The sequence below is a fragment of the Bradyrhizobium guangdongense genome, assembly GCF_004114975.1.
In the GTDB taxonomy this organism is placed as follows: domain Bacteria; phylum Pseudomonadota; class Alphaproteobacteria; order Rhizobiales; family Xanthobacteraceae; genus Bradyrhizobium; species Bradyrhizobium guangdongense.
In genome coordinates this window covers 4,195,227-4,214,328 of the sequence record NZ_CP030051.1, presented here as the reverse complement: position 1 = coordinate 4,214,328, position 19,102 = coordinate 4,195,227, and the positions used below count along the sequence as shown (strand labels likewise).

Annotated in this window: 21 protein-coding genes; 9 read left to right on the top strand and 12 right to left on the bottom strand. The window is 62.7% G+C overall.

Annotated elements, in window-relative coordinates; genetic code table 11:
* Position 1: 1 nt before the first annotated feature.
* Together trmFO and X265_RS20145 are read right to left on the bottom strand one after the other, a co-directional pair.
* On the bottom strand, positions 2-1,429 hold the full coding sequence (gene trmFO / locus X265_RS20150; protein WP_128966393.1) for a methylenetetrahydrofolate--tRNA-(uracil(54)-C(5))-methyltransferase (FADH(2)-oxidizing) TrmFO: 1,428 nt from the start codon (positions 1,427-1,429) through the stop codon (positions 2-4).
* Between the two features lie 126 nt (positions 1,430-1,555).
* Positions 1,556-1,708 (bottom strand): DUF1127 domain-containing protein, encoded by a 153-nt coding sequence (locus X265_RS20145; protein WP_007590701.1) that lies wholly within the window; start codon positions 1,706-1,708, stop codon positions 1,556-1,558.
* A 633-nt stretch (positions 1,709-2,341) separates the two neighbouring features.
* On the opposite strand from X265_RS20145, the gene X265_RS20140 reads away from it, so the two are divergent.
* Positions 2,342-2,668 (top strand): hypothetical protein, encoded by a 327-nt coding sequence (locus tag X265_RS20140; protein WP_164938701.1) that lies wholly within the window; start codon positions 2,342-2,344, stop codon positions 2,666-2,668.
* Positions 2,669-2,745: 77 nt separating this feature from the next.
* On the opposite strand, the gene X265_RS20135 is transcribed toward X265_RS20140, so the two are convergent.
* Together X265_RS20135 and X265_RS20130 are read right to left on the bottom strand one after the other, a co-directional pair.
* Entirely contained in the window at positions 2,746-3,570 is an 825-nt protein-coding gene (locus X265_RS20135; RefSeq protein ID WP_128966391.1) for a lytic murein transglycosylase, read from the bottom strand.
* A gap of 139 nt (positions 3,571-3,709) precedes the next feature.
* A complete protein-coding gene (locus X265_RS20130; RefSeq protein WP_128966390.1) occupies positions 3,710-4,612 on the bottom strand; it encodes a DUF2189 domain-containing protein in 903 nt (300 codons plus the stop codon).
* Positions 4,613-4,948: 336 nt separating this feature from the next.
* On the opposite strand from X265_RS20130, the gene X265_RS20125 reads away from it, so the two are divergent.
* Positions 4,949-5,362 (top strand): DUF3597 domain-containing protein, encoded by a 414-nt coding sequence (locus tag X265_RS20125; RefSeq protein ID WP_128966389.1) that lies wholly within the window; start codon positions 4,949-4,951, stop codon positions 5,360-5,362.
* Positions 5,363-5,416: 54 nt separating this feature from the next.
* Here the strand turns inward: X265_RS20125 and X265_RS20120 are convergent, their stop codons facing one another.
* Positions 5,417-5,692, bottom strand: coding sequence for a GNAT family N-acetyltransferase (locus X265_RS20120; RefSeq protein ID WP_128966388.1), 276 nt, complete (start codon positions 5,690-5,692; stop codon positions 5,417-5,419).
* Positions 5,693-5,796: 104 nt separating this feature from the next.
* Here X265_RS20120 and X265_RS20115 point away from each other — a divergent pair, with 104 nt between their 5' ends.
* A complete protein-coding gene (locus X265_RS20115) occupies positions 5,797-6,732 on the top strand; it encodes a tetratricopeptide repeat protein (RefSeq protein ID WP_128966387.1) in 936 nt (311 codons plus the stop codon).
* A gap of 119 nt (positions 6,733-6,851) precedes the next feature.
* Here X265_RS20115 and X265_RS20110 read toward each other — a convergent pair whose 3' ends face one another.
* On the bottom strand, positions 6,852-7,367 hold the full coding sequence (locus X265_RS20110; protein ID WP_128966386.1) for a DUF3828 domain-containing protein: 516 nt from the start codon (positions 7,365-7,367) through the stop codon (positions 6,852-6,854).
* 90 nt (positions 7,368-7,457) lie between these two features.
* Positions 7,458-7,922, bottom strand: coding sequence for a hypothetical protein (locus tag X265_RS20105; RefSeq protein WP_244659502.1), 465 nt, complete (start codon positions 7,920-7,922; stop codon positions 7,458-7,460).
* Here X265_RS20105 and X265_RS20100 point away from each other — a divergent pair.
* The 4 genes from X265_RS20100 to X265_RS20085 all read left to right on the top strand — a co-directional run bounded on the left by X265_RS20100 (position 7,921) and on the right by X265_RS20085 (position 11,862).
* Positions 7,921-8,421, top strand: a complete 501-nt coding sequence (locus X265_RS20100; RefSeq protein WP_128966385.1) for a hypothetical protein — start codon at positions 7,921-7,923, stop codon at positions 8,419-8,421. The genes X265_RS20105 and X265_RS20100 overlap by 2 nt on opposite strands.
* Positions 8,422-8,526: 105 nt before the next feature.
* Complete coding sequence (locus X265_RS20095; RefSeq protein ID WP_128966384.1) at positions 8,527-10,134, top strand: acyl-CoA synthetase; 1,608 nt, start codon at positions 8,527-8,529, stop codon at positions 10,132-10,134.
* A gap of 9 nt (positions 10,135-10,143) precedes the next feature.
* On the top strand, positions 10,144-11,004 hold the full coding sequence (locus tag X265_RS20090) for a PCC domain-containing protein (RefSeq protein WP_128966383.1): 861 nt from the start codon (positions 10,144-10,146) through the stop codon (positions 11,002-11,004).
* A 90-nt stretch (positions 11,005-11,094) separates the two neighbouring features.
* Positions 11,095-11,862, top strand: coding sequence for an AAA family ATPase (locus X265_RS20085; protein ID WP_128966382.1), 768 nt, complete (start codon positions 11,095-11,097; stop codon positions 11,860-11,862).
* Between the two features lie 160 nt (positions 11,863-12,022).
* Here the strand turns inward: X265_RS20085 and X265_RS20080 are convergent, their stop codons facing one another.
* Positions 12,023-14,089: a DUF1217 domain-containing protein gene (locus tag X265_RS20080; protein ID WP_128966381.1), complete on the bottom strand. Its 2,067-nt coding sequence runs from the start codon at positions 14,087-14,089 to the stop codon at positions 12,023-12,025.
* 968 nt (positions 14,090-15,057) lie between these two features.
* Between X265_RS20080 and X265_RS20065 the strand changes: the two genes are divergently transcribed.
* Together X265_RS20065 and X265_RS20060 are read left to right on the top strand one after the other, a co-directional pair.
* Positions 15,058-15,624 carry an SRPBCC family protein gene (locus X265_RS20065; RefSeq protein ID WP_128966379.1) on the top strand — a complete coding sequence of 189 codons (567 nt, stop codon included), beginning with the start codon at positions 15,058-15,060 and terminating at the stop codon, positions 15,622-15,624.
* Positions 15,625-15,626: 2 nt separating this feature from the next.
* Positions 15,627-16,577 (top strand): YVTN family beta-propeller repeat protein, encoded by a 951-nt coding sequence (locus X265_RS20060; protein ID WP_128966378.1) that lies wholly within the window; start codon positions 15,627-15,629, stop codon positions 16,575-16,577.
* Between the two features lie 56 nt (positions 16,578-16,633).
* Here X265_RS20060 and X265_RS20055 read toward each other — a convergent pair whose 3' ends face one another.
* From X265_RS20055 to X265_RS20040, 4 genes are all read right to left on the bottom strand, one after another.
* Entirely contained in the window at positions 16,634-17,197 is a 564-nt protein-coding gene (locus X265_RS20055) for a hemerythrin domain-containing protein (RefSeq protein WP_128966377.1), read from the bottom strand.
* A 147-nt stretch (positions 17,198-17,344) separates the two neighbouring features.
* Positions 17,345-17,980: an HAD family hydrolase gene (locus tag X265_RS20050; protein ID WP_128966376.1), complete on the bottom strand. Its 636-nt coding sequence runs from the start codon at positions 17,978-17,980 to the stop codon at positions 17,345-17,347.
* A gap of 49 nt (positions 17,981-18,029) precedes the next feature.
* A complete protein-coding gene (locus X265_RS20045; RefSeq protein WP_128966375.1) occupies positions 18,030-18,794 on the bottom strand; it encodes a type II toxin-antitoxin system VapC family toxin in 765 nt (254 codons plus the stop codon).
* The gene (locus X265_RS20040; protein WP_128966374.1) at positions 18,791-19,087 is read right to left on the bottom strand and encodes a hypothetical protein; all 297 of its coding nucleotides are present in this window, start codon (positions 19,085-19,087) and stop codon (positions 18,791-18,793) included. The genes X265_RS20045 and X265_RS20040 overlap by 4 nt, the downstream gene beginning before the upstream one ends.
* Positions 19,088-19,102 lie beyond the last annotated feature (15 nt).

Here is a 19,102-nt window from a genome sequence, read left to right as displayed (position 1 = left end):
CTCACGCGGCTGCGGCTATGCGCAAATGATCGGCGATCCAGCGATCGAGATCGGCCAGCGCCAACGCGCTCATCGCCTGCTTCTTGGCCACTGTCTTCTCGTTACCACGCAGGCGCGTGCCGTCGGGCTTCTTCGTCGGTGGGCTTGCAAGCGGCGGGAATAGGCCGAAATTGATGTTCATCGGCTGGAACGAGCGCGTGCCCGGCTCGATGGTCTCGATATGGCCGCCGGTGATGTGGCCGAGCAAGGATCCGAGCGCCGTCGTGGCCGGCGGGCTCGCAAGCCGTTCGCCGCGCGCATCGGCCGCGGCGTAGAGGCCGGCGATCAGGCCGACGCTGGCCGATTCCACATAACCTTCGCAGCCCGTCATCTGACCGGCAAAGCGCAGCCGTGGCTGCGCGCGCAGGCGCAGCTGGCTGTCGAGCAGTTTTGGCGAATTGAGGAAGGTGTTGCGATGCAGTCCGCCGAGACGAGCGAATTCGGCTTTCTCCAGCCCGGGAATGGTACGGAAGATGCGCTGCTGCTCGCCGTATTTCAGTTTCGTCTGGAAACCGACGATGTTGTAGAGCGTGCCGAGCTTGTTGTCCTGTCGGAGCTGCACGATCGCGTAGGCTTTCGTGGTGGGATCGTGCGGATTGGTGAGGCCAACCGGTTTCATCGGGCCGTGCCGCAGCGTCTCGGGACCGCGCTCGGCCATCACCTCGATCGGCAGGCAGCCGTCGAAATAGGGTGTGTTGGTTTCCCACTCCTTGAACTCGGTCTTCTCGCCTGACATCAGCGCGGCGACGAAGCCGTCATACTGCTCCTTGGTCATGGGGCAGTTGATGTAGTCGGCGCCGTTGCCGCCGGGACCGACCTTGTCGTAGCGCGACTGGAACCAGGCCACCGACATGTCGATGGACTCGCGGTGCACGATCGGCGCGATCGCGTCGAAGAAGGCAAGCGCGTTCTCATCGGTGAGCTCGCGGATGGCATCGGCCAACGGCGCCGAGGTGAGGGGGCCGGTCGCAACGATCACGTTGCTCCAGTCGGCCGGTGGCAGGCCTTTGATCTCGCCGCGGGCGATCTCGATCAGGGGATGGTCGTTCAGCGCCTTGGTAACGGTGGCCGAGAAGCCGTTGCGGTCGACCGCGAGAGCGCCGCCTGCGGGCACCTGGTTGGCATCAGCGGCGCGCATAATCAGGGAGCCGAGGCGGCGCATCTCGGCGTGCAAGAGGCCGACGGCATTGTTGGCAGCGTCGTCCGACCGGAATGAATTGGAGCAGACGAGCTCGGCCAGCCCATCGGTGCGGTGCGCCTCGGTCATGCGGTCCGGCCGCATCTCGTGCAGCACCACGGGCACGCCTGATTTGGCGACCTGCCAGGCGGCTTCGGAACCGGCGAGGCCTGCGCCGATGACGTGTACGATATTGGATTGGAGTCCTGTCATGGGGCGGACAGGTAGCGCTTTTCGGCGGTCAGTGGAATCGTCGAGATCGAGTTTTCTGCCATCAGAAACGACAACGCCCGCACGAGGCGGGCGCTATCGGTTGGTCCGTTGAATGGCTGAACGATATCAGCCCTGATACTGACCGGCAGCAACGCGCGGGATGTCCGAGCGATCGAGGCCGATATCGGCCAGTTCGCGATCGCTGAGCTGGGACAGCTCGGCAACATTGCGCTGATAGTCCCGGAAGGCCTGGATCATGCGGATGAGCGAGAGCAGCATTGGTAGTCTCCTGTAGTTTGATTCAGCCCTTGCCGGGGCCTCATCGTTGAAATGAATATAGGTGAGAGTGGTGCACTGCGATAGTTCCGATGTTGCGATGCAGCTAGGCGGAGAGCGCATGGCGGCGGTAAGGGAGCCTTAACTGGCTCGCGATCCTCGCCCATCATCAGGCAATGAGAGGTGCAAGGTGCAATAAACCTCCGTGAAATCACGGGCTTAAGAGCCTGGGGTGGGGGCCCGAATGCCTTGGAAATAGATTACATTTAAGTGAGTAAAAGAGTGTCGGGCCAACTTGTGGGTCTAGGACCGGCATGCGCGATTCGCATGCATCGGCACATCATAAAGTGAATGAATGTTCATTATATGATCGTCGCGATGCGCCGGTCGCCAGAGGCGGAGAGTTAGGGGGAACTCGGCAGCTCAAGGGGAAGTCGAGCGTCAGGACGGTCTCCTCTGAAAGTGGCTGGAGTGCTGCTGCCCCCTTGGTGTGTTGCGCACGTTGAGCGTGCATCGTGTAATTACCAAGTTGTAATGAAAAACAGAAATTTCGCATGCGGCTCTGCGCGACACGCAACATCACGCAATTCTCGCGGGGAATTTATTGCGGCAAGTTGCCGCGTCGGCGGCAAAGTCATGTTGCGGATTCCGGCAATGTCGCCGGATCTGGCCCAAGAACAAAAGAAGGAAAGTAACATCATGACGAAGTTACTCGGGGTTATCGCAATTGCTGCCATCGCGTTCGCCGTCACGCCGGCTCAGGCCGCCAAACACGCCATGGGCGGCTGCAGCGCGGGCAATCTGGAGAAGACCGAGACCGCGATCGAGGCGATGCCAGACGGCGACGGCAAGGTAGCCGCCCAGAAGGAAATCGCCTCCGCCCAGGACTCGCTGCTCAACGGCAAAATGGGTGCGTGCGGCATGCACCTCAACAAGGCGATGCACGCCACCATGGGCAAGTAAACGGAGAGGCAAACGCAATCCAAGAGAGGGCCGGTCGCCAGGCGATCGGCCCTAGGCGTTTGATCTCAGCGCGCGTCTTAAGGGGCGTGCGCGAGCTGGGTGGCGAAATAGGCCACCGTCTTCGAATAAACCTCGCTCTTGTTCCACTGCTGCAGCACCGCGAAGTTCGGGCTACCAGGCTGCCAGTCCTTGCCCTTCTGCCAGCCGTAACCGGCGAGATAGTTGGCGGTGGAGGCGAGCACGTCGGGGGCGTTGTGCATCAAGTCGCGCTTGCCGTTGCCGTCGAAATCGACCGCATATTTCACCCAGGACGACGGCATGAACTGGGTTTGGCCGAGTTCGCCCGCCCAGGCGCCTTTCATCTCGGCCGGCGTTAGATCGCCGCGCTGGACGATGCGCAACGCATCCATCAGCTCACCACGAAACTGCTCGGCGCGCCGACAATCATAGGCCAGTGTCGCGAGCGAGCGGATCGTCGCGAACTTGCCGGTGTTGACGCCGAAATCGGTTTCGAGGCCCCAGATCGCAACCAGGATCTCGCCCGGAACTCCATAAGTCTGCTCGATGCGCGACAGCACCGATCCGTATTGTTTCATCATGTTGGAGCCGCGCGTCATCCGCGGCGGCACCATGCGGCCGGAAAATTCTTCAAAGGTCTGGTTGAAGACCTTTTGCGATTTGTCACGGTTGAGCACGCTCTGGTCCAAGGTGACGCCCGCAAGCCCGGCGGCAATGGCCTGTTGCGAGATCCCCTTGGCCGCAGCCTCGGTTTTGAAATCGGCGAGCCAGGCGTCGAAATTGCCCGAGCCGCAGGCGGCCGCAGCCAGTGCGGGCTCGACGGACACGATAGAGGCTGAAAGGGTGAGGGCTGCGAGAGCGAGACGAGAAATCGTCAGGGTCATCAGAGCTAATTGATTCCGTGAATGATATGACCGGCGGCGGAATGTCTGATGTAACAGCGGCCAAAGCAAGGCGTATGACGACGACCGATCCCGCCCGGGACTGGAGGGGATCGGCCTAAGGCTTCGTCAAGCCAGCGCTCTATTGCCTATTCCGCCACGGGAACAGATTGGCGGGGAAATCCGCCGCCGGCTTACGTGGACGCTGGGGCGGCGGCGGTACCGGCCGCGCGCCGGGCTCCGAGACGATGGCCTTGCGATACAGGTGCCAAGTGGCGTGGCCGAGCAGGGGGATGACGACCGCGAGCCCGAGGAACGCGGGGATGGTGCCGAGCGCCAGCAGCACCGCGACGGTCAAGCCCCAGGCTGCCATCGGCACCGGGTTCTTGGCGACGACGCGAAGCGAGGTCACCATCGCCTCCAGCGCGCCGGCATGGCGGTCGAGCATCAGCGGGAACGATACGGCGCTGATGCAAAGCGCGGCGAGCGCGAACAGAAAGCCGGTGCCGCAGCCGACCACGATCAGCCACCAGCCCTGCGAAGTCGTCAGCACGCGCGTCGCGAAATCCGAGATTCCGGTCACGCCTTCGTACCCGAATGCCGCCACGTAGATCGCCTGCGCGGTCGCGACCCAGGTTACGAACAACGCGAGCAACAACACGCCGAGGCCGAGCATGGCTCCGAAGGAGGGCGAGCGCAGCACGTCCATGGCATCCCAGGCAGTGGCCTCTTCATGGCGCTCCCGGCGGCTCGAGAGCTCATAGAGGCCGAGCGCTGCGAACGGGCCGATCAGGGCGAAGCCCGCGGCGAGCGGAAACAGCAGCGGGAGGACCGAATAGCCCATCACCACGCGGGCGAGCACGAGGCCCAGCACTGGATAGATCACGCAGAGAATGATGGCGTGGCTCGGAACCGCCTTGAAATCCTCCCAGCCGCGCCTGAGCGCGTCGTGCAGGTCGGAGAGTTGAATCGTTCGGATCATCGGTCCAGCCGCATCTGCGGTCTGGCCCATCGTGGGGACATTGCCCTGATAGAGTGTGGCCATGGTTGGCTTGCTCCCTTGCCATGCAGCCGGATTGGGCGCCGACAACGGCGCAAGCGGCCGCCTTTTTCTGAGTTTCGCGAGACCAACCAGACGCGAATTCTGGATGGCATCGCGAGCTGAACGCTAAGCCTACGCCTATTTCCGAGTCCTGTCCCTCACGCTTGGGTGAGATTCAATGCCGCAGTGCAACCTCAATGACGTCATCCGGTCGTCATTTCGCCGCAGATAAGCTCATGCTGGTTGTGGGTCGCGCGATCAGCGCGGGCGCAATGCAGAAGCTTGATCTATAAGGGCCCGGTCAGGGCCTTCCAACGGGATCCTTTTCGGGGAGCAGACATGAGCATTTTCGGGAAAATCATGGGCGCGATCTTCGGCAGCCATCCGGCTTCCGCTGCGCCCGCCGGCGGCACGCCCGCGGGCAGCGCACCTGCAGGGACCGCACCGAGCGGATCGGCGCCTGCATCCGCGCCGGCGGCCGCACCTGCGGCAACGGTGGACGTCGCCGCGATCGTCGACAAGGCGGCCGCCGCGCATAAGGGCGAGAAGCTGGAATGGCGCACCTCGATCGTCGACCTCATGAAGGCGCTCGACGTCGATTCGAGCCTCGCGGCGCGCAAAGACCTGGCCAAGGAGCTCGGCTACACCGGCGACATGAACGATTCTGCCAGCATGAATGTCTGGCTGCACAAGCAGGTGATGTCCAAGCTCGCTGCCAATGGCGGCAAGCTGCCGCCGGAAATCAAGCACTGAGCGACTCGCATCGGTCGATGCGAGGGGCCCGCGACGTCGCGGGCCCTTTTGCATTCAGGCGCGGAGATCCGCATCCTCCGGATGCCTGTCGAGATAATCGACGACGAAGCCGCAGCCCGCGATCACCTTCCTGCCGTCGCGGCGGATGATCTCAAGCGCGCCCTTGATCAACTCGGACGCAATGCCGCGGCCGCGCAGCGCACGCGGCGTCTCGGTGTGAGTGATGATGACGGCCGACGGCGCCAGCCGGTAATTGGCGAAGGCCATCTCGCTGCCGACATCGAGCTCAAAGCGGCTCCTGTCCTTGTTGTCGCGTACCGATGCCGCCATGCCTGGTCCTTCCGCAGCTATGTCTATCGTCTGATCTAGGTGCCTGAACCGGGGCTTGCCAAGGCACGACCAAGGAAGGTTGCCGCAGGGGAGATATCTGCAAAATGCGTGTCCCGCTCAATCTCATGGCCTTGCTCGCCGTGCTCGCTGCGATAGCGTCGGCCGCGGTCGCGGCCGAGGGCGGTCCGGCTTGGGACGTTTGCGTGGCGCCAACCAGCACGCCGGATGAGCGGGTGAAGGCCTGCTCGACCGTGATCGACACGAAAAGCGAGACCGGCGGGAGGCTCGCTGGCGCCTATTGCGCCCGCGGTCATGGCTTCACCGAGAAGCGCGAGCTCGATGCGGCGTTGTCCGATCTCGACGAGGCGATCAAGCTCGACCCGACCTATGCCTGCCCGTTCAACAATCGCGGCCGCGTCTACAGCTTCAAGCGCGACTATGATCGCGCCATCGCCGAGTACGACCAGGCCATCAAGCTCGATCCGTCGCTGACGATGGCCTATAGCAACCGCGGGGAGTCCCGTTACAGCAAGGGCGATCTCGACGGTGCCATTGCCGATTTCAATGCGGCGATCAAGCGCGATCCCACCTATGCCATGGCCTATGCCAATCGCGGCTACGTCTACGCCCGCAAGCACGACACGGCGCATGCGCTTGCCGATTACACGATGCGGATCAAGCTCGCCCCCGATCTGCTCGCCTATATCGACCGCGGCAATGTGTATCGCGACAGCGAGCAGCTCGACCGCGCTGCCGCCGACTACGGCGAGGCGATCCGCATCGCGCCAACTGACGCGCGCGGCTGGCGCAATCGCGGCATGATTCGGCTTTACCTCGGCGACAACAAGGGCGGCCTTGCCGATTACGACAAGGCGCTGCAATACGATCCCGCCGACGTATTCTCCTGGAACAACCGCGGGCAAGCCAAGATGCGGCTTGGCGACTTCAAGGGCGCGATCGCCGATTTCAGGAAGGCGCTGGAACTGAACCCCGGTTTGCAGACGGCACAGGAGGCACTGTGGAAGCTCGGTGCGCTGTGACGGCCTGCGCCGGTTATGTCTTCACCAGCTCCCGATCGTCCGGATGCTTCTCGATCCGCGCCTTCACCACGGGCATTGCGGGTTCAGCCTGTTAATGACTCCGCTCATGAAGTCTCCGGTCAACTTTTCAGCGCGTCCGTCAGCATCTTGCGGATCGACCAGGCTTTACCGTCGGAGGAGCCCTTGATGTCGTCGATCTTCCAGTTGCCGGCCTCGCGTAGGAAGTCGTAACGCACGATCTGGTCGGCGGGTTTACGGTCGTTGCGATGGCCCGTGATGGTCACGGCGAGCGTGGCCTGGTCGGTCTCCGTTTTCTCCGCGTCAACCTTGAACGACTTCACGTCGGGTTCCTGCGAATTGGTGACGGGATCGAAATCGACCGGTCCGACATCGCCCTTCGGCGTATGCGCATCCGCCCTGGCCCACAGCGCAATTAGCGCCTTGGAGAAATACTTTGCTTTCGCCGCCTTGTTCTGGGTGACGAAGGCAGCGCCGCCATCGCCTTTGCCCTTGGCTGCGCGGGTGTAGATTGCGGTGAGGATTGCGACGGGATCGTTGCCGGCGGGCGCTTGGGCGAAGGCGGGTGTAGCGGCCGCGAACAGAGAGGCGGCCACGAGGCTGCGACGGGAGAGCATGGATTATCCCTGAGATGAGGCGCGCGACGATGGCCGGAATGGTCAATGTCAGCGCTGCATCTCAGTAGACCGGCCTAACGGCCATTCGGTTCAATCGGCCGCCTTGGCGAGCCGCGAATCTTCCGTCTGTTGTTTCGGCCGGAGGCAACCCTTGCAGATGACCAGCGAGCGATTGACCTTGGCGTCCTGCTCGGCCTCGATACCGTCCTGGGCCTGCCACCATTCCTTCGAATAGGGTTGGAATCGGGCCTGGCGCTCGGCGCGCTCCGAGATGGCGGCGGTGCGTGTTGCTTGCGATGGCTGGGCGGCGCGCGGATGGTTGGGGTCCTCGCCTCCTGCCCCATCCCAGGCGTAACGCGCGGGCCTGAAGGCGGGATCCGAGGCCAGATGAGCTTGCGGCGCCATGGCACATCCGGCGAGCGCCATCGATAACAGGAAGACGGCGGGCGCTTTGACCATGATGCGGCACTCTGTACGCGAGAACTGATTCAGGTTGCGCCGATCATGTTTAAATTTCCCTGAACGGTTGGGGCGGCGTCGGCGACAAACGCGCATGCGTTATCCGATCTTCCTGCTCGCCTTGCTCGCCATCGCTGCCGCGCGCGCCGACGATGCGAAACCGTTCAATCCCGCCGACTATCCGCCAGGTGTGCAGAAGACGCTCCATTACGCCCACGAGGAGTGCGAGAGCCAAGGCGGCGGTGAGGTCGCGTTCGCACCCGATACGGTGCGTAGCATCGACCTCACAGGCGACGGGCGTGATGATTACATCGTCGGTTTCCGCGACACCAAATGCGGCGGGCGCGAGGGCACCTATTGTGGAACCGGCGGTTGCGTCATGAAAATTCTGGTGATGCTGCCCTATGGCCGGGCGCGCCAGGTGTTTGACGGCTATGTCCGCAACTACACCGTCCTGCCTCCGCCCACGAAAGGCGGCGCAGCCCGCATTATCCGCTTCGATCTGCACGGCAGCTTCTGCGGCGGCTTTGGCGCGCAGGCCTGCGTCAAGGAGAAGGCGATCACGGCGACGCCCTTCGAATTCAGGAAACCGTAGGGCAGGGGTGCGGATCGTGGCCTTGCAGGGGCCTGTTCGATGGCGATAAATGGGCTGCAATGAGCGGGTGGCTTGCGTGCCGTCCGCCGCCGAAGAGGAAGCCCGATGCAGCCGCTCCGCATGTCCCGCCGCGTCATGAATCTCGCTTACATGCTGACCCAGAATGCGCGCAGGCATGGAGCGCGCCCAGGTTTCGTCTGGGGTGACAAATCCTGGACCTGGCGCGAGATCGATGCGCAGGTTTCGGCGCTCGCCGCAGCGCTCGCCGCGCGCGGCATCGTCAAGGGCGACCGCATCCTCGTCCATTCCAAGAACGGCGACGAGATGTTCATCTCGATGTTCGCCGCGTTCCGGCTCGGCGCGGTCTGGGTCCCCACCAATTTCCGCCTCATGCCGGACGAGGTGGCTTATCTGGCGCAGGCTTCGGGCGCGAAGGCATTTCTCTGTCACGTGGATTTTCCCGAGCACGCTGCGGCCGTGAACGGCGGCCCCCTTGAGTTCACCTGGAGCATCGACGGCAAGGGCACGTTTGGCGAGCGCCCGGTGGCCGATGCGATCGCCTCGCAGGCAGGGCAGGTGGTCCAGAATGCCGCGGTCGAGCACGATGATCCCTGCTGGTTCTTCTTCACCTCCGGCACCACGGGCCGTTCCAAAGCCGCAGTGCTGACGCATGGCCAGATGGGCTTTGTGGTTACCAACCATCTCGCCGATCTCACGCCGGGCGTGACGGAAGCCGATGCGTCGCTGGTGGTGGCGCCGCTGTCGCACGGCGCCGGCGTGCATCAGCTGGTGCAGACCGCGCGGGGCGTCTGCACCGTGCTGCTGCCGACCGAGAGATTCGATATCGACGAGGCGTTCCGGCTGATCGAAAAGCATCGCGTCGGCAATCTCTTCACGGTGCCGACGATTTTGAAGATGATGGTCGAACATCCCGCGGCCGACAAATACGACCATTCCTCGCTGCGTCACGTCATCTATGCCGGCGCGCCGATGTATCGCGAAGATCAGAAGGCCGCGCTGAGGAAGCTCGGCAAGGTCATCGTGCAGTATTTTGGCCTCGGCGAGGTCACCGGCAACATCACGGTGCTGCCGGCGGCGCTGCATGATCCCGAGGACGGGCCTCATGCCAAAATCGGCACCTGCGGGTTCGAGCGCACCGGCATGCAGGTCTCGATCCAGGACGACGAGGGCCGCGAGCTCGGCGCCAATCAGAGCGGCGAGATCTGCGTGATCGGGCCTGCGGTGCTTGCCGGCTACTACGACAATCCGGAAGCCAATGCGAAGGCGTTTCGCAACGGCTGGTTTCGCACCGGCGATCTCGGCCACATGGACGAGGAGGGGTTCGTCTACATCACCGGACGCGCCTCCGACATGTACATCTCCGGCGGCTCCAACATCTATCCGCGCGAGATCGAGGAGAAGATCCTGACGCATCCGTCGGTCGGCGAGGTCGCCGTGCTGGGCGTGCCCGACGCGACCTGGGGCGAGGTCGGCATTGCGGTCTGCGTCGCCCGCGAGGGCGCCAAGCCGGTCAGCGAAGCGGAGATGGCGGCATTCCTGTCGCCGAAGGTGCCGCGCTACAAGATGCCGAAGCGGTTCTTCTTCTGGGAGGCGCTGCCGAAATCCGGTTACGGCAAGGTCCCCAAGCGCATGGTACGTGACGAGCTCGAGGCGCGCGGACTGCTCGAACTCGACAAGAAGCAGGCGGGCTGAGCGCGGGGCATGCGAACGATCAAGCAGCCGGGGGCTCCTGTCACGGAACGGATTCAATGGGTGGAGGCGAGGGGGCGCGCGTTTTCGTTCACGCTTGAAGCCGGCCTGCCGCTGCTCGAAGCCGCGCGTCGCGGTTTCGCGGCGGAAGGGTTTGCGGGTGGCGTGCTGAACTTCGGCCGCGGCGCGCTCGGGCCGTTCGGCTATGTCATGCCGGCGCTGTCGAAGACCGGCGAGAACGCCGCGTTCTACAGCGAAACCTATCGGCCCGCGGGCGTGACACGCACCAGGCTCGGCAGCATGACGCTGGGCACGCGCGATGGTGCGCCGTTCTTTCATTGCCACGGGCTGTGGACCGAGGCGGACGGCAAGGCGAGCGGCGGCCACATGCTGCCTGATGAGACAGACGTCGCCGAGCCTTTCGAGGTTCATGCCTTCGGCATCGATGGCGCGATGTTCACGGCGGAGCCAGATCCCGAGACCAATTTCAAGCTGTTCGGGCCGGTGGCGGCCGCGAGCAGCGGCGCGCGCACGACCAGCCGCGCCCTTGCGCTGCGGCTGCGGCCCAATCAGGACTTTGCTGGTTGCCTCGAAGCCTTCTGCCGCGCGCAGGGCATTGCGCGCGCAAGAATCCACGGCGGCGTTGGCTCGACGATCGGCGCGCGCTTCACGCATGGCGGCGTGACCGAGCCGTTCGCCACCGAGCTTGCGATCACCGCCGGGATGATCGCGCCTGCCCCGTCCGGTGCGCTGGAAGGTGCGCTCGACGTCGCCCTGATCGATTACACCGGCGGCATCGCCGAGGGCCGCCTCATCCGCGGCGACAATCCCGTGCTCATGACCATGGAGCTGGTGCTGGAGGCCTTGGAGTAGCCTCGCCGTCCTCGGGCGTCGCAAGATACCTCTTTGCAATTCTTTTGTTCCTGTTATGTTCTTTTCGAGTGAGGCGCACGGAGGCCGGCAATGGCGCGAAGGGGCTATCGGACGATCAACCTGCCTGCGCCGTATCTGAGGCGGGTCTGGCTCGACCCGTCGCATATCCATGATCGTGAGGCCTATCCGTTTTGCCTGCCGATCTTCCCGGATGATTTCGAGCTGAATTTCGAGGCCGCCATCACCGTCATCGTTGGAGAGAACGGCACGGGGAAATCGACGATCCTCGAGGGCATCGCGGCGCTCGCCGGTTATGACGATGCCGGCGGAGGCAAGGGCTACATGCCGGTCGATCACTCCGAGGCACGTGAGAAGATGGGTGGGCAGCTCTCGAAGGCGCTGCGCGCAAGCTGGCTGCCGAAGATTACCAATGGTTGGTTCTTTCGTGCCGAGAGCTTCTTCTCGGTCGCGCGATATCTCGACAAGGCCGCGCGCGACGCGGGCCAGGCCGGACCCGATTTCCTGTCGCACTCCCACGGAGAAGGCTTCCTGCGCTTTTTCGAGGAGCGTTGCCAGCGTCAGGGCATCTTCATCTTCGACGAGCCGGAATCGGCGCTGTCGCCGGCGCGCCAGATCGAGTTCCTGAAGCTGCTGCGCCGCATGGAAGACTCCCGCATCTGCCAGGTGATCATGGCGACCCATTCGCCGATGCTGATGGCCTATCCCAATGCGCAACTGCTGCGGCTCGGCAAATACGGGCTCGAGCCGACGACGGTCGAGCAGACGGATCATTACCGGGTGATGCGGGAATTCTGCGCAGATCCGCGCGGTTTCGTGGAAGCGACCCTTGCAGAGTGAGCAAGGGGCGTAATCGCTCCATTCGTCATTGCGAGCGCAGCGAAGCAATCCAGAATCTTTTCCACGGAGACAGTCTGGATTGCTTCGCTGCGCTCGCAATGACGGCTTGGAGTATCTGCCTTCTCCTTCGATTGGCGTTTGAAACAGCGAATGCGAGCGGTCACCATGGGTTGGCCTTCATTTTTGCCATGGCGAGGTATGTCGATTCACTGAAGCCTGATGTCCCCGAACTCGATCCCTGAAACAGATCGAGCACCGGCGAGTAGGTCTGGCTGGCATTCTTCGCGTCGTACATGGCGGAGAAACGGCTCAGCAGCTTTGCCACCTTCGCCGGATCGGAGAGGTCCTTGATGTTGAGATATTTCTCCACGATCTTGGCCTGCTGATCGATCTGCATCGAGGCCATTTGATCGGGCAGATCGAAGGTGGTGCGAAATACCTCCGACAGAGCCTTGTCCGCGAGGATGTCGAAGGCGGACGTGATGTGTCCCGCCATGCGCTGGAAATACAGCGCCAGACGTACGCCGGGATTGGTGTCGCCTTGCTGCTGCTCCAGGCTTTGCTGGAGATAGTCGTTTCGGGTTGCGAGGAATTGATCGCGCTTTTGCGGGCCCATCATCGGAAGACGCGCGACGTTGCCCTTGCTGTCGAAATTGAACGACGCCGCGATCTCGGCAAAGCGAGGGTCACTCTCGGTGTTTGCGAAGCTCTTGGGGTCATTCAGATCCGAGGCGAAGATCTTCTTCAGATACGTGGTGCTCACTTTTGCGGGGTCCAATCCCTTGGCAACCAGAATGAAGTCGACCATCTTCCTGTTCGCGAGCAGGTCGGAAACGCTCTTGATATCGCCGACCGCCTGTTGATAGTCGGTCGCGTCCTTCTGGGCTTGAGCCTTGACTTTCGCCTGGTCCTGCTTGCTTGCAGCTTTCAATTTCGCGATGATGTAGTTCTTCGCGGTATCGAGGATTTCAGCCGGATCCTGGGCTGCCAGCGGCGTCGTCAGATTGCCTTTGACGTCGAAGTTGAAGGCCTGCGCGAGCTTGACGTATCGGTCGTCCTTCAGCGTATAGACGTAGCTCTTGGGATCGCTGAGATCGCTCTCGAGAACAGCCTTTACCGTGGACTGCGAGACTTGTGCAGGGTCGAGACCGACTGCCGCCAGCGCGAAGTTATACGCTGATGCGTTGGACATGAGCGCCTGGAGCGAAGTGACCTGCGGGATGGCTTTTCTGAACTGCCCGATGACCAGGGCTTCCTGCAACGGGCTTGCCGCCGCATAGACAGCCGACTTGCTGTCGTCGAAACCCTGGTTCGTGATCGCGAGGTTCGTGGCGGTCTGCGGAGGTGTCCCTGGCGGCAGCGATCCGTCAGCCGAAAATTCGTACGCGGTGGCGAGATTCATGAACCGGTTGGTCGCCACGATGGTGTCGTTGGTGGTCGACATGCTGCTTACGGCGGATTGCAGGCGATATCGTTCGACCAGTATCTGGACATTCAATTGGTCGACGTTGGCGCCGGGTTGCGACAGTTGAGCCGTGTAGTCGGCAATCTTCGAACTGGCGTCGGTCGCGTCCGATTTGGCCTGGGCAAGCTGGGCATTCAGGCCATCCAGCTTTGACGCGAAGGTGACATTCACATAGCTGTTCGGATCGGACGGGTCGCTGGACAAGACCTGCTTGATCGTGTCGCGCGACCATTTGCTTTGATCGATCCCGAACGCCGAGGCGATATAGTTGCGGAGACGATCGTCGTTGAGGAGTTGGTCGACGCTGGTCACGTTGCCGATCGCAGCATTGTAGTATTTCGTGTCGGCGGCCACCGCATCGACGTTGCTCTTCATGGCAGCCGTGTAGAGCCCGATCATGTCGTCCGTCTGGTTGTTCGACTGCGCAACCTTCGTGCCGCCGCCGAAGGAAAACGCCGCGGCAAAATCGCGGTAGCGCTTGTCGATCAGTGTGTTGGCAAAGCTCTTGGGGTCGGTGAGGTCGCTCTGCAGCACCTTCTTCATGAAAGCCTTGGCGTAGGCCATGTCTTCCAGGCCATAGGCCTTCGTGACGTAGTGATACAGGCGATAGTCGTTCATCAGGTCGTCGACGGAGTGCACCTTGCCGATGTTGGCTTTGTAATAGGCGGCTTCGCGCGAGACGTCCGATTGCTGCGCCACCCGCGTCAGGGACTGCGTGAGATTGCGCGCGATGTAGCTGTAGCTGAAATAGGTGGACACCATGGGAATTCCTGACGCCTCGGCGGGGCTTGTCGAGAGGCTTGGACGTCCGTCAATCATTGCCGGATCGCAAGGCAGAAGACTGGCCTCATGCCAGCAGGCAGAAACATTGTTTCTGATCATTACTGCGATTCCGAGCGGCAACCTCAGGTGCTTTTTGCGTCCAAGTGCCGCATTGGACGCATCTCTCCGGCAAGCCTCCCGCAAGCAAGGCGTGGCAAGCTGCATCCTCGCTTTGGCATTGATATCGCGGACATGCTTCGCGTCCTCGCGGCACGTCGTGCCCGAGCTTTGCCGCAGTGTTCGCCCTCGAGAGTGCCGAGGGCGCAGGGAAGGCCGGGTGCCGACTGGCACCCGCGGTCCACTGTGCGAAGGTTGCGCTACAAGAGGCTGCACAGCGGCATACAGGTGAAGCCAAACATCCGGCCTTCCCTGCGCAGTGGGTTGACGGCTTATGTCGCGCTCTCCCCGGGGAGCGATGCACTATTGCCCCCGTCGCCATGCGGATGGCTGATGGGCGCGCCCGGTTGGGCAACGCTCATCACCGCAAGACTTGGACGCCAGACTTCGGGCGCCAGGACCACGCGATTTTGCCGTACGCAGATCACACCGGTCGTTTGCGCGACGGCCCCGCTCACGGTTACCCGCCCTGCAAGACCCTTCGCGCCGATGCGGCCCGCGTCCACCACGTCCCATCCCGCGTGTCGTGACGATCGCGATAGCGCCCCTCGGCCGGGTTGGGATTGCAGAAACATGCGACAATTCCGAATTCTCGTAAAGCGAATTGTTTTTGTCGTGATGCGTTGACCCAGTTCTCGCGTGTTTTGCCCGCCGCCCAGCCAATGGATGGTGTGGGGTGAAGGTTGCCGGCGCCACGGCAGCGCCACGAACCGGTCTCCTCACGGCCGAAAAATGCGTTACGATGCTTGCAGCGCGCATCAGTCGCGCAAGGTCAAAGGTGAGGAAACGGTATGCGGATGACGATCGGAAAGGCGATCGCCGGGGTGGCGGCGTTGTCGGTGGCGGGAATGGTTCTGACGACGGCGTTCGAGCCGGTTTGGGCCCATGGGCCAACCCGGCAGAAGGTGCGGGAATCCATCGAGATCAACGCGGCCCCCGCCAAGGTGTGGGCGGTGATCGGCAATTTCCAGGACATGAGCTGGCTGCCGCCGGTCACCAAGACCGAGGGCGAGAAGGGCAATGAGATCGGCGCCACGCGGAAGCTGACCCTCACGGGCGGCGCCACCGTCGACGAGGAGCTCTACAAGTTCGATGCCGCCGCCATGACCTATTCCTACCGGATCACCGCCGTCGATGTGAAGGTGCTGCCGGTCAACAACTACTCCTCGACACTGACGGTGACGCCGAGCGCCGACGGCAAGGGCGCCACGCTGGAGTGGGCCGGCGCGTTCTACCGCGGCTTTCCGAACAACGATCCGCCGCCGGAGTTGAATGACGAGGCCTCGGTCAAGGCGGTGAAGGGGCTCTATCAGACCGGCCTGCAAGCTCTGAAGAAGAAGATCGAGAGCGGAAGCTGAGGATGCGGGTCCTGGGATTGGTTCTGGTCCTGGCGGCGCTCGCCGCCAGCATCGCGAACGCCTCTGCCGAAGAGGCGTTCGTCACCAACCAGCTCAGCGACAATCTGATGGTCGTGGACCTTGCCACGTCGCGCAGCGTCGCGACCATCCCGATCGGCGGCAAGCCGGCCGGAATCGCGGTCACCGCAGACGGCCGCTTTGCGTACGTGACAAGCCCGGACGCCAAGGCCGTGACGGTGGTGAACGCGGCGACACGGCAGGTTGCGGGCCGCATCGAGGTCGGGGGCGGCCCGCTTGGCATTGCCGTGACGCCTGACGGCAAAACCGTCTATGTCGCCGATTGGTATGCGGCCGCGGTGCGGGTGATCGATGCGGCCTCGCGCAGTGTCGCCGCCAGCATCACAGTCGGCGCCTCTCCCTCGGGGCTCGCGGTGACGCCTGACGGCAGGCTGCTGCTCTCGGCGGACCGCGACGACGACAGCGTTTCGGTGGTCGATACCGCGACGCGCGAGCGCAAGGCGGTGGTCAAGGTCGGCACCCGGCCGTTCGGCGTCACCATCGATCACGAGGGGAAACGGGCCTACACCGCCAATGTCGGCTCCAACGACGTCTCCGTGATCGACATCGCGGAGGCACGCGAGATCGGCCGCGTGCCGGTCGGGATGCGCCCCTATGCCGTGGCGCTTGCGCAAGGCCGCGGCTTCGTCACCGATCAGTATGGCGGCACCGTCAGCGTGTTCGACGTTGCCACGCTGAAGCCGATGAAGCGCATCAATGTCGGCGACTATCCGGAAGGCATCAATGCGACCGCCGACGGCCGGCGCATCGTCGTCGCCTGCTGGGAGAGCAACACGCTCGAAATCATCGACGCCGCCGAGCTGAAGGTGATCGGCAAGGTCGAGAGCGGCGACGGTCCGCGGGCGTTCGGCGCGTTCTTGCGCAGGACGAAGTAGGGATGAGCAGGGTGGGTTAGCCCGAATGTGTAACCCACGTTACGGTCTCCCGATCGCTAATGCCGGGCCGCCTCCGCCTCCTGCTCCAAATTCAGGATATGGGCCCGCAGCGCGTCGAACCGCGTTTCCGTGGCATCGCTGAACAGCGGGTCCTTATGGGGAGATAAGGCGTCGGCGATTTCGGTCCAATCCCGAGGTCGCAAGGCATTTGCTGCGGCGGGGAAGAAATCGCGGTCCTCCATGGCGATGTGGCGCCGTTCGTGTTCCAGGAAATCGCGGACGATCTTGTCGACGTCCTGGCGCAGCACCTCGCGGCCGGCAAGCACGCCGTCCACCGCCTGCGCTACCCGATGTAACCGCTCGGCGCCTTTCTTGTGGTCCTGTGCGAGGTCGCCGACTTTTGCGGCGGCCTTGGGATCGCGAAGCCTGAGCTTGGCGAAGACGCGGTCTTCCTGGGGATGGTGGTACATCGCCGTATAGACTTCGAAATAGGCGATGATGGCGCGGATCACCTCGTAGTCGGGACGACCGGCGCGGTCGAAGACCTCGAGTTCGTGTTCGAGGACCGCGAGCAATCGCTCGATGTTGCGGTGCTCCCGGTTAAGCAGCTCCATGATCATGGTCGTGATCCATACGATGGGCCATTGCGAAGAGTGGGGCAAAGAACGGGCGCAGCATTGCGCTGGATCAAACCTGGAAGAAATCATGCCAGCCGGTCGTCCCTTCGCGCGGCAACCCGCGACGCTGGGTCTTTGTGTTGCGTCGCGTCAGCGATTGCTGGCGCACAGGGCAGGGACAATGTCCCCAATTCGATCAAAGACAACATCCGGTGATTGCGCCCGCAGCGCCGCCGGTGCCGCGTAGCCCCAGCTGACCGCACCGCAGGCAATCCCCACCGCACGCGCCGCTTCGATGTCGCGAACCTCGTCGCCGATCGCGATGACCTTGTCAGGCGCAACGCCGGCGCGCCGGATCACGCGGCGAAATTTCGCGGGCTTGCCGAATATCGATGCCGAGCAGTCGAAGTGCGAGAACAGCGCTGCGGCGGCGCCGAGCTTTTGCCGCGCATTGGCCTCGCTGTCCGACGTCACCAGCGCGAGCTGCACGCCATTCTCAGTCAGCGTCCGCAGCATCGCATCAGTGCCCGCAAACAGCGAAATCTGAGCTGCTGCCTCACCCTTCAACCGCCGGCCATGTCGAACGATCACCGGCAGCTTCCATAGCGGCACTTCGAGCCGGCTGAGAATCTCGCGCGTCGAAGCATGCCGCAGCGACTCGACATCCTCATCGGCGACGCGGCGAAAGCCAAAGCGGTCGGCGACATCGTTGATGATGCGCAGGAACCAGGGAAAGCTGTCGACGAGGGTGCCGTCGAGGTCGAAGATGGCGAGGGCGAAGGGCAACTGTGGTCTGGTTTGCAGAATCTGATGGGAAACGCTACGTAGCTGCGAGTTAGTCGTAGCCTAACCGACGGCCAGGTTGATTGGGCACCGCCTCATTGACGTCCAGGTAAACCTTGTCTACGCAGCGTTGCACGGTGCGATGATAGCTTCCGCCGCGCCATTCGCCCTCGTAAATTTTAACGTCGCTGACCTGTGCCACCGTTAGACAACGCCATTCACCGCCGGCTGGTAGTCTGCTTCGGCTGGAGCCGCCGAACTGAAAGACCAGGACTCGCTCTTGGCCGTTGGTGTGGCCAAGAATGTAAGGACATACTTCGCGACGGACGCCATTGTAGTTTAAAGACACAGGCAAGCGTTGCAATATTGCTTGCGCAAAGGTTTGGTAGGCTGCGCTGTGGCTCGATCGCACGATTTCAAAGGCCCTGTCGCGCGCGCGGCCGTACCTGTAAATCGAGAAGTCATCGTCGAAGCTCGCCGCCCGTGTAATCCCAAGCCGCTCCATCACCGCGAAGCTCGTTCGATCTACCAACGAAAAGTCATGATCCGGAAACGATGTGCCTATCGCCCACGCCGTCTCGAGATCTGCACTGATGACTGGCTCGATGCGCACCGCGCTACCGCGAACGCGATCCCAGAACGTCTCAGCCACGTTTCGGTTAAAGCGACTTCTAAGCAAAAGCCACGTCTCGGCCAGAACGTGATCAGTCATCAGAGGATCAGGAAAAGCCTGGAGGATTCCCTTGGCTACGGCATTGTTCCGATCGCGCTTTGCGACTGCCGCAAACCAGACCGACGTGTCGACGAAGATGCTCAACGGCGGCGCGACCTGAGCTTAAGTTTCGTTGTCTTGCGCCGCTTGCGAGACGAGTGCACATCCAGGATCGCCTCCGCTATCATTTCGTCTTTTTGATTTGCGACGTCTGTTTCCTGCCCCTCGTCGGCAAGATCGAACATTGTGGAGATATCTAGCTTCGTCTCCGCTTCGCCCAGGTCATCTACCACGAGTCGCCTCACATATTCGGCGAACGAAATCTTTTTCTCGGCGGCTTTGGCTTGTGCCCGCCGTCGAGTTTCCGGGTCGAGCGTAACTTGCGTTCTGGCGCTCATGGGTTGCTCCTAGCC

Bases quoted from the DNA above. Each gene is read 5' to 3' on its own strand.
- X265_RS20040 (WP_128966374.1), bottom strand. From the start codon at position 19,087: ATGAGCGCCAGAACGCAAGTTACGCTCGACCCGGAAACTCGACGGCGG.
- X265_RS20095 (WP_128966384.1), top strand. From the start codon at position 8,527: ATGCAGCCGCTCCGCATGTCCCGCCGCGTCATGAATCTCGCTTACATG.
- X265_RS20090 (WP_128966383.1), top strand. From the start codon at position 10,144: ATGCGAACGATCAAGCAGCCGGGGGCTCCTGTCACGGAACGGATTCAA.
- X265_RS20110 (WP_128966386.1), bottom strand. From the start codon at position 7,367: ATGCTCTCCCGTCGCAGCCTCGTGGCCGCCTCTCTGTTCGCGGCCGCT.
- trmFO (WP_128966393.1), bottom strand. From the start codon at position 1,429: ATGACAGGACTCCAATCCAATATCGTACACGTCATCGGCGCAGGCCTC.
- X265_RS20135 (WP_128966391.1), bottom strand. From the start codon at position 3,570: ATGACCCTGACGATTTCTCGTCTCGCTCTCGCAGCCCTCACCCTTTCA.
- X265_RS20085 (WP_128966382.1), top strand. From the start codon at position 11,095: ATGGCGCGAAGGGGCTATCGGACGATCAACCTGCCTGCGCCGTATCTG.
- X265_RS20130 (WP_128966390.1), bottom strand. From the start codon at position 4,612: ATGGCCACACTCTATCAGGGCAATGTCCCCACGATGGGCCAGACCGCA.
- X265_RS20055 (WP_128966377.1), bottom strand. From the start codon at position 17,197: ATGATCATGGAGCTGCTTAACCGGGAGCACCGCAACATCGAGCGATTG.
- X265_RS20080 (WP_128966381.1), bottom strand. From the start codon at position 14,089: ATGGTGTCCACCTATTTCAGCTACAGCTACATCGCGCGCAATCTCACG.
- X265_RS20120 (WP_128966388.1), bottom strand. From the start codon at position 5,692: ATGGCGGCATCGGTACGCGACAACAAGGACAGGAGCCGCTTTGAGCTC.
- X265_RS20125 (WP_128966389.1), top strand. From the start codon at position 4,949: ATGAGCATTTTCGGGAAAATCATGGGCGCGATCTTCGGCAGCCATCCG.
- X265_RS20100 (WP_128966385.1), top strand. From the start codon at position 7,921: ATGCGTTATCCGATCTTCCTGCTCGCCTTGCTCGCCATCGCTGCCGCG.
- X265_RS20145 (WP_007590701.1), bottom strand. From the start codon at position 1,708: ATGCTGCTCTCGCTCATCCGCATGATCCAGGCCTTCCGGGACTATCAG.
- X265_RS20115 (WP_128966387.1), top strand. From the start codon at position 5,797: ATGCGTGTCCCGCTCAATCTCATGGCCTTGCTCGCCGTGCTCGCTGCG.
- X265_RS20065 (WP_128966379.1), top strand. From the start codon at position 15,058: ATGCGGATGACGATCGGAAAGGCGATCGCCGGGGTGGCGGCGTTGTCG.
- X265_RS20105 (WP_244659502.1), bottom strand. From the start codon at position 7,922: ATGCGCGTTTGTCGCCGACGCCGCCCCAACCGTTCAGGGAAATTTAAA.
- X265_RS20060 (WP_128966378.1), top strand. From the start codon at position 15,627: ATGCGGGTCCTGGGATTGGTTCTGGTCCTGGCGGCGCTCGCCGCCAGC.
- X265_RS20140 (WP_164938701.1), top strand. From the start codon at position 2,342: ATGTTGCGGATTCCGGCAATGTCGCCGGATCTGGCCCAAGAACAAAAG.